Origin of the sequence: Acinetobacter sp. ANC 3929 (genome assembly GCF_000369405.1) — a bacterium.
Lineage (GTDB): Bacteria > Pseudomonadota > Gammaproteobacteria > Pseudomonadales > Moraxellaceae > Acinetobacter.
Map to the genome: position 1 here is coordinate 1,219,650 of NZ_KB850000.1, position 12,642 is coordinate 1,232,291.

Sequence of the window (12,642 nt, forward strand, 5' to 3'; positions counted from 1 at the left end):
CGCAACTAGACACTACCCACACGTTCATTGGCATGTTCAGGATCAACTGCAACTGCTAAGTTAAAATGCTCAGGCGCCTGACCTGCATGCAGGATCACAGGGATACTTTTCGATGCTGGAATTTTGGCATATTTATCATGACTGCCTAAGGCCACCAATGGATTGGTTTCAGGATAGTACGCTGCCAGACTGCCTTGCGGAATGTTATAGGGTACGATACGGAAACTATGTACAATCCGTTTAACCCCATCCGAGAACACACTTTCGATATCGACCCATTGATCAGCCTCAAAGCCTGATGCATCAATATCGGCCTGATTCATAAACAATACACGGCGCTGCCCAAATACCCCACGATAACGGTCATCCAGACCATATAACGTCGTGTTGTACTGGTCATGCGAACGCGTCGTCATCAAGGTATAAACCTGTTGCTCACTATAGCTCGCAGCATACTGGTTTTCTTCGTCCTCATATACTTCGGCCAATGGTGTAATCAAAAATTGTGCTTTGCCACTTGGGGTATTCCAGACGTGCTGATTGGCCGGATGCTCTAAATGGAAACCACTCGGTTGATAGACCCGCTGATTGAAGTCATGAAACTCATCAAACACCTCGGCAATCGAGTCACGAATACGGTCATAACTTTCAATATACCAGCGCCATTTCACATGACTCTCAGGCAACACGGCTTCTGCCATACGGGCCACAATATCGGGTTCAGACAAGATATTTTCAGAAATCGGTGGATTACGCCCTGCTGAAAGATGCACATTACTCATCGAATCTTCTACTGAAATCGCTTGAGGTCCATGCACCTGCATATCCACTTCGGTACGCCCCAAACAAGGCAGCATCAACGCATCCTGACCACACACCAGATGGCTACGATTCAGCTTGGTGGTAATATTGACGGTTAAATTACAACGCCGTAAAGCTTCTTGGGTATAAGGTGTATCAGGCGTTGCAACGGCAAAGTTACCGCCAAGGCCAATAAAGACTTTTACATCACCTTCGTACATGGCCTTGATGGTATCGACCACGCCAAAACCATGTTTACGTGGCGATTTGATTCCAAATACACGATCAATACTGTCTAGTAAAGCCTCACTTGGATTTTCATTGATACCCATGGTACGGTCACCTTGCACATTACTATGCCCACGCACTGGACACAAACCTGCGCCTGGACGACCAATATGTCCACGCGCCAGCATCAAATTCGCCAGCATATGAATATTGGCGGTGCCATGGCGATGTTGAGTGATCCCCATTCCCCAACAGAAAATAGCGGTTTTCGCATCAACATACATCTGGGCAATCGATTCTAAATGTTCAGGTGAAAGTCCCGTATGCTTATGGATTTCAGACCACGCTGTAGCATCAATCTCAGCCAACATCTCATCAAAACCAATGGTATTCATTTCAATAAAACTGCGATCAAAAACGCTTGCTTTCCCTTTCTCGAGTGCCTTTTTATCCCACTCCAATAAATGCTTCATTACCCCAAACATCAGTGCATAGTCACCACCAATTTTGGGTTGGAAGTAATAGCGACTAATTGGGGTACTACCATTGGTCATCATTTCCAATGGTGCTTGCGGATCTTGAAAGCGCTCTAAACCACGTTCTTTGATTGGATTAATCGCAACAATATTACCGCCTCTCCGAGAGACTTCTCTTAAGGTTGCCAACATCCTTGGATGGTTGGTACCTGGATTATGCCCAAAGCTAAAAATAGCATCTGCTTGATCGAAATCATCTAGAGTGACTGTGCCCTTACCTAAACCAATCGCATCTTTTAAACCAACACTGGTGGTTTCGTGGCACATATTGGAACAGTCTGGAAAATTATTAGTACCGAAGCTACGGACAAATAATTGGTACAAAAAAGCCGCTTCATTACTGGCACGACCAGACGTATAAAATGCAGCTTGATCAGGATGATCGAGTGCTTGTAGATGTTTGGCAATCAACTGAAAAGCTTCATCCCAAGAAATCGGGACATATTTATCTGATACAGGATCGTAACGCATTGGGTCAGTTAAACGACCTAAATCTTCAAGATAAAAATCATTCTGTTCAGCAAGCCAACTCACTGTATGCTGTGCAAAAAATTCAGGTGTTACTGTTTTACTGGTTGCTTCGAAAGCCACAGCCTTGGCACCGTTTTCACAAAAGTTAAAGGCGTGCGCATCCTTTTTCTCTGGCCAAGCACAGCCTGGACAGTCAAAACCAGTCGGCTGATTAATATTAAGTAAGGTGATTGAACCTTTTTTTAAAATATCTTGCCTTTTTAAGTTTCGGGCAACGCTCAGTAATGCGCCCCATCCACCTGCAGGTTGGGTATAGGGTTCAATTCTTGCAAAGCTGGTATTTTCTTGCTTATGAATGGGTTGTTCTGAGTTATCCATCACGCTGCCCTCATCTGAGCTATTTTTAACATTGGCTACAGATAGGATTAACATGAATTTTGCTTCTTTTCTATTCTTGATTTGTCTTATGCCTGTATTTTTTGGCATCAAAATAAAGCCTAGATCATCTAGGCTTTATTTATCATTTGATCAAAATTATTAAATTACTCTCCAGTCAAAGCACACTCAAAGTTGGCTTTATCCACTGAGCAACGCGCTTTCTTTAATACAGACATCATACTTGCGTCGTAAATGCCACGTTGAGTCAGTTCAATACGCCCATCACGCATCATTTTTTGATATTTCAATTTATCTTCTGGGGTTAAATTCATTTTGTATTTTGCAGGGATTTCAGCTTCCAAACGCTTAATCGTTGCAAATATTTTTGGCAGTTGTTTTACCGACCAATCACGGGATTTCTGTCCGAAACCAGCGGGAAATTTTTCAGGACGGATCACTACATTTGCAGTCACTTGTAATACAGGAAAATTATACATAACGCCATTGGTACCTAAACCTTTGCTTAACTCCAAAGGTTTATATGCATAAGCTGGCGCACCAATCATATCTACCTGACCATTGTTAAACTTAGCAGCAAAGTTGGAAATATCTGAAAGCACCGCTTGTGCACCAACACGTTGTACAATCAGTTTTTGTGCATCGTCATACCCCAATACTGCAAACTTTTTACCTGCCGCTTTTTCTATTGAGTTAATGCTTTTATCACGGACAAAAATATAAGCTGATCCCAGTGGAGAAATGCCGACCACTTCATATTTATTACCACCCAAATTGGTGGTCATTTTCGCTGCATTACGCGGGTCAGATACGAAGGTAATGGCACGTTTCGCGATCTCATCACTCGGTACGCCACCTAAAGAATCAATTGAACCTACAAATTTATTATATGGACGGGCACGCATTGACGTCATTGCGACGCCAGCACATTTTCCTGCTTTAAAATTGTTATCTGCCACCTGTTCATCAGTGATCGCCAAAAGATTGATATCTGCGCCCCAACCTTTGGCTGCCAATGCCCAGTCTTGCATCATTTTATAAGCCTCACCAGATTTACCTAAAATATCAAAAACACAAACATCAATCGCTGCTTGGGTCGAAGCAGAGACACTCAACATTGAAGTTGTTACGATAGCAAGTGCGATTTTTTTCATATTTCCTTCCTTCTACAAACTTAATGTTTGTTTTCCTCATAAGACACTTGATGTGCCTTTTTATTTATAACGACTCTGAATCATCGTTATTTAAATACTGAATCATAAAAAATTATAATTGCAGTCCCTATTTTAAGGCTTGAACGGCAGGTGAACGTGCCAAATAATCTAAAGCTTGTTGCGTGTTTCCTTCCGTTTCTGGATGAAACTTAGGAGAAATCCAACGAATCGTTGCTTGAGTTAAAAATGTTAATGTCGGTCCATTATCTGTCACTTTGGCTTGTTTGTTATAGGTCAATAAAATGCCAAATAAACTCTTGTTCGCGATCTTTTTTACAGCTGGATCTGGATCTTGTTTACCTAAGTGTCGACCGACGTCTGCCAATACATAAATAAAAATCGGAAAAACCAAGGCCATCAATAACTGACGATAAAGATAAAAAAGAATCGGGTTAGGTAGCATTTCTTTAAATAAATCAAATGCAACACAACGATGCTCTACTTCCTCAGCCAAATGCCAACGGAACATGTCAGCAATGACAGGATCAGCTTTGTCCCATGATTTATTGTCCATGCACCATTGTCCGAGCACACCAGTAAAATGCTCAATAGCAGCAACCACTCCGACTCGTGTAATTAACCAGAAATGCTCTAATGGCTTGACCTCTAATTGTTTAATGCCTAAAGGGCTTTCACCAAGTAAGATACCGAAGATCCAGTTAATTTTTTTAAACGCGGGGTCCAAATCATAATCATGCTGTTTCAGAAATTCCTGTGCCCCTTGATGTGCTCGTGCATGGGTTGCCTCTTGGCGAATGAAACCTTTTACGTCATCCATGAGAATCGGATCTTTTACATAAGGTAAAGCCTTGTTATAGACACGACAGAACCAGAACTCACCTGCAGGTAAAATTAAATTAATTCCATTAATCAGATGAGAACACACTGGATCATTTGGAATCCATTGCACAGGAGAGTCAGAAAAATCAAACTTTACAGGTCGTGCAACCAGTTTATGATGAGTAATTGCATTCATATTGACCTCAACTTTACAGCCTTCATTTATCACATCTTTAATCTTTGAATAAACTCAGTGACTATTTGCTATTCACCACTCAATGAACACTCAAAATTGGTTCGTTCTACAGTACATCGTGCCCGCTTAAGCACGCCCATCATGACAGGTTCATAAACACCCAATTTAGTTAACTCAATCCGCCCATCGCGCAACATTTGTTGGTAACGACGTTTGTCTTCATTGGAAAGACTCTGTTTATACTTCGCAGGGATTTCAGCTTCCAAACGTGCAATCGTGGCAAAATTTTTGGGGAGTTGCTTGGTCGCCCAAGCCCTTGATTTCAAACCAAAGCCCGCTGGAAATTTGTCAGGACGGATAATGATGTCGCCAGTTAAATTAATCACAGGAAAATTAAACATCGCCCCGTTACTTCCTAAACCCTTCGCAATTTCTAATGGTCTATAAGCGTAGGCAGGCGCTGCAATCACATCGACTTGCTTGTTATTAAATTTCTTCGCAAAATCGGAAATTTCAGAAGGGACACCGACCAATTCCAGTCGATCTACAATCATTTTTTGGGCTTGATCATAATGTAAATAGGCAAACTTCTTACCTTTACCCTTCTCAATGGTATTGATCGTTTTGTCTCTCACAAAGACATAAGCCAAACCAATCTGAGCGATTGCCGCCACCTCAAACTCATCCTCATTGATACGTGTTAACAAACGGTGTTTATTACGCGGATCCAATACATAGGTAATGGCTTTTTGGGCAATCGAATTACTGGTGATTGCGCCTAATGCATCAATCGATCCAGCAAACTTATTGTATTTCCGTGCTCGCATTGATGTCATTGATACTCCATCACATTTACCAGCGTCAAAGTCATTTTGTGCTTTGGCTTCGTCTTGATACGGAATAAGATTTAAATCTGCATTCCAAGCTTTTGCAGCCAAAGCCCATTCTTCTACGATTTTGTAAGATTCTCCGGCCTTACCCAGTAAATCAAACACACAGATATCAACTTCTGCTCGTGTTGTAGTTGAAAATGCAGTGAGAAAGGCTGTAATCAAAATTCCTTTTTTCATTACGGATCCTGGTACTATTTTTAAACGATCTGAACACTTTCATTCGCAGTGAATAATGAAACATGAATCATCTGCCAAAGTGCTGATGCGCCTATTTTTAAATAAAAAAAAATGTTGTAATAGTTCCTAGCAAGCCATTTTGGTATCATTTCCCGACGATCACTGTTATGCCCTTAAACAAAGAATTAGAAAGAACAGTTCCTGGCACTTATATTGCGCTCATGGTTGATGTGGTGTCACGCTGGGATATTTCAGCGGATGAACTACTCAGCGACTCAGGCTTGACCCAAGAACAATTGGTACAACCTTTGTGGCGAGCTGATGCCAAAATCGTGATGGGCATTCTAAGGCGCGCACTGGAGCTGACCCAAGTCCCTGCACTCGAGTTCGGTTTTTATTTGGGCATGCAAATGACCATTACCTGTCATGGCTTGATGGGTATGGCAGCTATGCTCGCAAAAGATGTAAAGCAAGCACTCAATATTGCGCAGGAGTTTATTTCACTTCAATCCAGTATTCATACTATCAAGCTCGATGTTGTGGATGAGTATGCAATTATCTTATTTGAACAGACCGAAGCCTATTATCTGGACGAAGTCATTCAAATTGCGCTGCTCCTCGGATTTGCACAGATGGGGAAAAACATTTCAGGACAAGCATTGACAGGTTTCGCTGATGTTCAATTTAGTAAACCCGATTATTTTGATCAATTTCTTCCCTTAGTTCCGGGTGAAGTACGGTTTAATCGTGCTGCAACGCGTTTAGAATTTAAAAAAGAAATATTGGATCTTCCACTACTACATTCTGATGCCATTGCTGAACGTCTGGCACGAGAAGAATGCAAGTCTCAGTTGCGTAAGTTATTAAAACAAAATAGCTTTAATAGCACGCTACAAGATTTGATCTATGATGAAGCTCTGGGAATAAGCCCCTTAACGGAAATCTTAAAGAAAGTTCAAATGTCTGAACGCGCCCTACAGCGAAAACTGGAAAGTGAAGGAACAAATTTTCGAGAACTGGTTGATAAAGTCAGATGTGAAAAAGCCATTCAACTCCTTAAAAATCCCAATTTATCACTTGAAAATATTGCAAGCCATTTGGGATACAGCAATACCAAAAATTTCTCGCGCGCTTTTAAACGCTGGACGGGAACCTCACCACGGCGTTATTAATTGTACAGTGTGATCTAAATATTAAAAAAACTTACTGGCAAGTGCTCAGATCACCAGTAAGAGAGAAAAAATGTACTGCATTTGCCTGAAAACTTATTTATTTGGCTGAGCAGCTGTCTGTACTTGTGCTGCATTCTGCTTTTGTTGTGATGGCATATAATCTGGCTGATTACTCACCGCCAAAAAGAAAAATACCAAAAACAAACACCCTAGTAAAATACTGATTCCAACAGCAAGATAAGGAAATTTTGATTGCTCTTGAGACATAAGCTCTACTCCTATTCAAATACTTAAATTCAATTCGATACGATCTACACCATGGATAAAGCCTTAAAACTAGCACCATTCTGGATACGGGTTTGCATGTATTCGGCATAAACCGATAACTTTTCAAAAATATGCTCAGAATAGAACATATCTTCAATTAAATGAGCCGCTTGTGCTTGGCTAAAGTGTCCAATCTTCGCAACAATATTTGCATTGAGACTGGAAAACAAAGTGCATACATTTTTGTGCCATTCATCTTTGTTTTTAAATAACAATTTTCGGGTATTTATATTGTCAGCAGTGATCTGACTTGGAGATTGATCTGCCTCAATAACAATGATTTTCACAGCAAAATAATCTTCAAGCGTTCGCAGTTGCTCATGATTGACAGCCAAATGGGTAATCAAGAAAAGATGCGAAACATCAGTCCGACATAAGGCTTTGACCAAGCTTCGAAACAGAAAATCTTCCTCGCTTTTTGGACCATCCACCAAATCGATATACAGTTTTAAACTATGAATCACATCTTCAATTTTTAGGTTGACACTTTTTTCGGCCTGAAAATATGTATTCAAAATCGATAGCACTGGCAACGCAACTGGCGTTGTATAAATCACTGGTTGATTCAGATTGGCGATAATAAATGGTGCAAATAAATATCCCAAATTATTATCATTTCCAGCAATTGGTGCTTGTGCAATATAGGCAACTTTCTCTTTTGAAAAATCTCTTAAAACTTTACCGCGCAATAATGTTGCTTCAAGATTCACATATTCAAGACGTAACTGTTCTTGTACTGATTGCGAAGGTTCTCTGCTTTGAAAAAGCTGAGTCATCGCATTAAGTTCTTTGGTTACAAACATAGTCATACGCCATTCAATCAGAATTATTGTCATTCAAACGATTTACAATGCTTGATCAAGATTTAACACACTGCACCGTTACGTATGTTATTTTGAATGAGGTACAAACAACTGAATAGCTACAGAGTTTCGTTAAAAAAATATAACAGATCATTTATTCATCTTGTATCTGTTATAAAAAAACAAGAAGAAATTGTATCTACTCATATACAGCAGAAGAATGGATGATAAATAAAACTTAAAGCGTTTTTAAATATTCAAGTAACAGTTTTCTCAGGTTCTGCTTATTTTCAATCGTTTAAGTCCATTCTTTCACATTTTCCTAGCGACTGCTCTAGTCTGTTATAGGAGAGGATATATGGATCTCGGTCTCACTGCTTTAGAATTAGCTCGAATACAGTTTGCCTTTACTGTTTCATTTCACATTATCTTTCCAGCCACCTCTATCGGCTTGGCCTGTTTTCTTGCCATGCTCGAATGGAAATGGCTTCGTACTCAAAACCCGATTTATAAAGATCTATTTAAGTTCTGGATTAAGATCTTTGCCGTTGCCTTTGGAATGGGCGTAGTTTCAGGCGTCGTGATGAGCTATCAGTTTGGAACCAACTGGAGTGAATTTTCCCGTATCGCAGGTAGTGTTACAGGGCCCTTACTCACTTATGAGGTCTTAAGTGCCTTCTTTTTAGAAGCTGGCTTCCTCGGGATCATGCTATTTGGTTGGGGACGTGTCAGTCCCAAGGCGCACTTTTTTGCGACGTTGATGGTTGCCATCGGCACCTGTATTTCCATGTTTTGGATTCTATCCTCGAACAGCTGGATGCAGACACCACAAGGCTTTACGATTGAAAACGGCATCATTATTCCAACAGATTGGTGGGCCATCGTCTTTAATCCTTCCTTCCCTTATCGTTTTGCACATATGGCAGCCGCTGCATTTTTAGTATCTTCTTTACTGGTCGTTGGGACTGCCGCATGGCACCTGATTAAAGGCCGTCGCGATGAACTGGTCAAAAAATCATTTTCGATGGGGCTTTGGATGGTGTTAGTCACCTCATGTCTGCAAGTGGTGATCGGTGATAATCATGGTTTAAATACCTTACAACATCAGCCCGCAAAATTAGCTGCTATCGAAGGACATTGGGAAACAAATCACAACGAAAGCATGCCACTGCTGCTGTTCGCCATTCCGGACATGGATAAAGAAGAAAATCTCTATGAAGTCGGAGTTCCTCATCTCGGCAGTCTGATTCTCACCCATTCTATGGAAGGCAAAGTCACAGGCCTAAAAGACTTTGCACCTGAAGACCGCCCAAATGCCACCATTGTGTTTTGGAGCTTCCGTGTCATGGTTGGTCTGGGCATGTTAATGGTATTACTCTCTTTCATTGCATTATGGTTACGTAAAAAAGGTAAACTTTATGGTTCATCTTGGTTCCATAAATTCGCTTTTGTGATGGGGCCAACAGGCTATATCGCGCTACTAGCAGGTTGGGTGACAACCGAAGTCGGTCGCCAACCGTGGGTGATTTATGGCGTGATGCGGACCAAGGATGGTTTATCGCAGACTGTCACAGCAGACCAAGTGGGTATCAGCTTAATTATCTTTGTGGTGGTATATACCATCGTATTCGGTAGCGGTATTTATTACATGTTAAAGCTTCTGAAAAAAGGTCCTGAGTTTATTGAAGCGATTGATCTTGAGCCCGCAGGTCATGGACATTTCAAAACACCAATGCGTCCTTTAAGCGCAGTTGATGAAACCATCGATACACAAGATCCAAATAAGGAGAAACACCATGATTGATCTCTCTCTGATTTGGGTGGGTATTATCGGACTTGGCGTATTGATTTATGTCATTCTAGATGGTTTCGATCTCGGTATTGGAATACTGTTTCCATTCATTCAAAACAGCGAAGAACGGGATGTGATGATGAACACCGTCGCACCTGTCTGGGATGGCAATGAAACATGGATGGTCCTCGGTGGTGCAGGTTTATTCGCAGCTTTTCCTCTAGTCTATTCAACCGTCCTTTCAGCGTTGTATATGCCGATTACCCTCATGGTGATTGCACTGATTTTCCGTGGCGTTGCGTTTGAGTTCCGCTTCAAAGCCAATCGAACCAAGCATTTATGGGATCAGGCTTTTATTTGGGGCTCAATTCTCTCCAGTTTCCTGCAAGGTGTGATTTTAGGTGCTTATATCCAAGGCATCCAAACCACCAATGGCATTTTCTCAGGCTCAGGTTTAGATTGGTTCACACCTTTCGCGCTTTTTACGGGACTGGGTGTGGTTGCCATGTATGCAGCCTTGGGTTGTGGCTGGCTGATTATGAAAACCGATCATGAGCTACAGGACAAAATGTACCATTTAATGCCGAAGCTGATCATGCTTCTATTTGTGGTATTTGCAGGTGTCAGTCTCTATACCCCACTGACACATCCTGAAATTGCAGCTCGTTGGTTTGCATTACCAAATCTACTGTATTTTAGTCCTGTGCCCATTTTGGTGTTGTTATTTACATTTTTGATTCTAAAAGCATGTAAACAACGTCAGGACTTTAAACCCTTTATCTACACCCTAGCACTGGTATTCCTTGCTTTTACTGGATTTGTGATCAGCCTCTGGCCGAATATCATTCCACCCTCAGTCACAATTTGGGAAGCGGCAGCACCACATTCCAGTCAGAAATTCGCACTGGTGGGTGCGGTGATTCTGATCCCGATTATCATTGCCTATACCATTGTTTCTTACTGGGTATTTCGGGATAAAGTCCGTGTTGGTGATGAAGGTTATCACTAGGAGCTTTGCATGAAAATAAAATCTCTGCATTTAAGCCAAACTCAATGGTTTATAATCTTATGGTTAGTTGGTTTTTTTGCACTTGCTATCATTGCTGGCCTATTTAGGCTGTTATTGATGTTTGCTTATTAAATGATGGATGGAATAGCTTAGCTTAAGCTATTCCATCTAAATGGATTCACTTTACCTTATGTATAAATCAGAACAATTAGCACATAACCTGAAACTTCTCATTGAAAATGGATCATGGAAACCACACACCAAGCTTCCTTCTTTACGTGAGCAGGTACAAAGGTCAGGTTTTAGCTTAATTACCGTGATGAATGCTTACCAAGAACTGGAAGCACAAGGTTTGATATATTCAAAAGAAAAGTCGGGTTATTTTGTGGCTGAGCAAAATAACATCCAGATTCCACAAGCCTATTCGGTGGTGTCTTTAAATCCTAAAATTGAAATCAACTCATTGGTTTTTAAATATCTTAAATCAATTCAATCCAAACAAGTCAGCCCACTAGGCTCTGCTTTTCCTGATAGCCAATTGCTCTATCCCCCCAAGCTGATTCAGATCATGGGGCAACTTTCCCGTAATCGACATAGTTATGACCAGACCTCTAATCTACCACCAGGAAATTTGGTGCTTAGAAATTTAATTGCGCAACGCTATTGTATGCAAGGGATTCCAACCGATGCAGATGATATTGTCATTACATCAGGTGGTTTAGAAGCACTTAATCTTTCGCTGCAAGCAATTACCCAACCAGGCGATTATATTTTATTGCAGCAAACCATTTTCTATGGTGCCTGGCAAGCTGCTGAGCGTTTGGGCTTAAAGGTAATTACAATTCCTGAGCACCCACAACATGGTTTCGATATCGAAGCCTTTGAGCAAGTCATCAAGAACTATCCAATCAAAGTATGCTGGTTTATGCTGAATGCGCATAACCCGATTGGCTTTACTGTCAGTGATGAGATCAAATATAAAATTGCAAAACTGCTACATGAGCATCAGATTCATTTAATCGAAGATGATGTCTATGAAGAATTGTTTTATGGCAATCAAAAACCTCTGCCAATGAAGTATTTTGATCAACAAAATCTGGTACTGCACTGCTCCTCTTTTTCCAAAACCTTGGGCTCGGGTTTCCGTATGGGTTGGGTGTATGCAGGTAAATTTTCCGAGCATATTCAGCATTTACAATTGATGAGCACCATTTCAGCCAATGCCTTGATCCAAAATGCACTGGTTGAGTTTCTCTCGCATCATCATTATGAAAAACATTTAAGAACGCTCAGACGTGCTTTGGAAAAGAATAAGAAACAGTTTTTCCACTATCTCAAGCAGCAACTACCCCAAGACTGCAAAGTGTATAACTACCCAAGTGGCTATTTTCTATGGATTCAGCTCCCTGACAAAGTCAGCAGCATGCAAGTTTATGAACAACTGATTCAGCAACAGGTCGGTGTTGCGCCAAGCCCATTGTTTAATGTACTGCCTTCACATCAGCATTTTATTCGTATGAATTGTTCTTTTGAATGGACCGATCAGATTCAGCATTCACTGGAATTGTTTATTCAAACGGTTCAGCATTCAATGTTAGATGAATGAAACTGATTTCTTCGAATTATGCTTAAATTTTAATACGCGGAAACGTCATCCACAACCTGAGCGAAGATAAATAAAACAACGCTTTGTCTGAGCGCAAGACGAGTAGCTATGCTACGAATGTGGTATCAGAAGTGATACCTTACGGGATGACAATGGTTTTGCCTACTTTTGCCGAAACAAAAGTAGGGCGAACCGCAGGTTTATACTGAAACAAGATGAGGACTCGACAAAACTCCATTCA

Annotated in this window: 11 protein-coding genes; 5 read left to right on the forward strand and 6 right to left on the reverse strand. The window is 41.0% G+C overall.

Annotated elements, in window-relative coordinates:
- Positions 1-5: 5 nt before the first annotated feature.
- The 4 genes from F909_RS02535 to F909_RS02520 all read right to left on the reverse strand — a co-directional run bounded on the left by F909_RS02535 (position 6) and on the right by F909_RS02520 (position 5,692).
- Positions 6-2,414: an FdhF/YdeP family oxidoreductase gene (locus F909_RS02535; protein WP_032878251.1), complete on the reverse strand. Its 2,409-nt coding sequence runs from the start codon at positions 2,412-2,414 to the stop codon at positions 6-8.
- A 164-nt stretch (positions 2,415-2,578) separates the two neighbouring features.
- Positions 2,579-3,586, reverse strand: coding sequence for a putative solute-binding protein (locus F909_RS02530; protein WP_005154008.1), 1,008 nt, complete (start codon positions 3,584-3,586; stop codon positions 2,579-2,581).
- Positions 3,587-3,713: 127 nt separating this feature from the next.
- Entirely contained in the window at positions 3,714-4,622 is a 909-nt protein-coding gene (locus F909_RS02525; protein WP_005154010.1) for a metal-dependent hydrolase, read from the reverse strand.
- Between the two features lie 68 nt (positions 4,623-4,690).
- Entirely contained in the window at positions 4,691-5,692 is a 1,002-nt protein-coding gene (locus F909_RS02520; RefSeq protein ID WP_005154011.1) for a putative solute-binding protein, read from the reverse strand.
- Positions 5,693-5,859: 167 nt separating this feature from the next.
- Here F909_RS02520 and F909_RS02515 point away from each other — a divergent pair, with 167 nt between their 5' ends.
- Positions 5,860-6,864, forward strand: a complete 1,005-nt coding sequence (locus F909_RS02515) for an AraC family transcriptional regulator (protein ID WP_005154012.1) — start codon at positions 5,860-5,862, stop codon at positions 6,862-6,864.
- 93 nt (positions 6,865-6,957) lie between these two features.
- On the opposite strand, the gene F909_RS21345 is transcribed toward F909_RS02515, so the two are convergent.
- Both F909_RS21345 and F909_RS02510 read right to left on the reverse strand, forming a co-directional pair.
- The gene (locus F909_RS21345; protein WP_005154013.1) at positions 6,958-7,131 is read right to left on the reverse strand and encodes a cbb3-type cytochrome oxidase assembly protein; all 174 of its coding nucleotides are present in this window, start codon (positions 7,129-7,131) and stop codon (positions 6,958-6,960) included.
- A 44-nt stretch (positions 7,132-7,175) separates the two neighbouring features.
- Positions 7,176-7,994: a hypothetical protein gene (locus tag F909_RS02510; protein ID WP_212749619.1), complete on the reverse strand. Its 819-nt coding sequence runs from the start codon at positions 7,992-7,994 to the stop codon at positions 7,176-7,178.
- Positions 7,995-8,352: 358 nt separating this feature from the next.
- Between F909_RS02510 and F909_RS02505 the strand changes: the two genes are divergently transcribed.
- Genes F909_RS02505 through F909_RS02495 form a run of 4 tightly spaced genes read left to right on the forward strand, consistent with a single transcriptional unit; the run spans position 8,353 to position 12,401 of the window.
- On the forward strand, positions 8,353-9,798 hold the full coding sequence (locus F909_RS02505) for a cytochrome ubiquinol oxidase subunit I (protein WP_005154016.1): 1,446 nt from the start codon (positions 8,353-8,355) through the stop codon (positions 9,796-9,798).
- On the forward strand, positions 9,791-10,795 hold the full coding sequence (cydB, locus tag F909_RS02500; RefSeq protein ID WP_005154017.1) for a cytochrome d ubiquinol oxidase subunit II: 1,005 nt from the start codon (positions 9,791-9,793) through the stop codon (positions 10,793-10,795). Before F909_RS02505 ends, cydB begins: the two co-directional genes overlap by 8 nt.
- 9 nt (positions 10,796-10,804) lie before the next feature.
- On the forward strand, positions 10,805-10,927 hold the full coding sequence (locus F909_RS21675; protein ID WP_005154018.1) for a hypothetical protein: 123 nt from the start codon (positions 10,805-10,807) through the stop codon (positions 10,925-10,927).
- Between the two features lie 58 nt (positions 10,928-10,985).
- Positions 10,986-12,401, forward strand: a complete 1,416-nt coding sequence (locus F909_RS02495) for an aminotransferase-like domain-containing protein (RefSeq protein ID WP_005154020.1) — start codon at positions 10,986-10,988, stop codon at positions 12,399-12,401.
- Positions 12,402-12,642 lie beyond the last annotated feature (241 nt).

Coding starts and splice junctions, on each gene's coding strand:
- F909_RS02525 (WP_005154010.1), bottom strand. CDS start 4,622: ATGAATGCAATTACTCATCATAAACTGGTTGCACGACCTGTAAAGTTT.
- F909_RS02505 (WP_005154016.1), top strand. CDS start 8,353: ATGGATCTCGGTCTCACTGCTTTAGAATTAGCTCGAATACAGTTTGCC.
- F909_RS21345 (WP_005154013.1), bottom strand. CDS start 7,131: ATGTCTCAAGAGCAATCAAAATTTCCTTATCTTGCTGTTGGAATCAGT.
- F909_RS02510 (WP_212749619.1), bottom strand. CDS start 7,994: ATGTTTGTAACCAAAGAACTTAATGCGATGACTCAGCTTTTTCAAAGC.
- F909_RS21675 (WP_005154018.1), top strand. CDS start 10,805: ATGAAAATAAAATCTCTGCATTTAAGCCAAACTCAATGGTTTATAATC.
- F909_RS02530 (WP_005154008.1), bottom strand. CDS start 3,586: ATGAAAAAAATCGCACTTGCTATCGTAACAACTTCAATGTTGAGTGTC.
- cydB (WP_005154017.1), top strand. CDS start 9,791: ATGATTGATCTCTCTCTGATTTGGGTGGGTATTATCGGACTTGGCGTA.
- F909_RS02515 (WP_005154012.1), top strand. CDS start 5,860: ATGCCCTTAAACAAAGAATTAGAAAGAACAGTTCCTGGCACTTATATT.
- F909_RS02535 (WP_032878251.1), bottom strand. CDS start 2,414: ATGGATAACTCAGAACAACCCATTCATAAGCAAGAAAATACCAGCTTT.
- F909_RS02520 (WP_005154011.1), bottom strand. CDS start 5,692: ATGAAAAAAGGAATTTTGATTACAGCCTTTCTCACTGCATTTTCAACT.
- F909_RS02495 (WP_005154020.1), top strand. CDS start 10,986: ATGTATAAATCAGAACAATTAGCACATAACCTGAAACTTCTCATTGAA.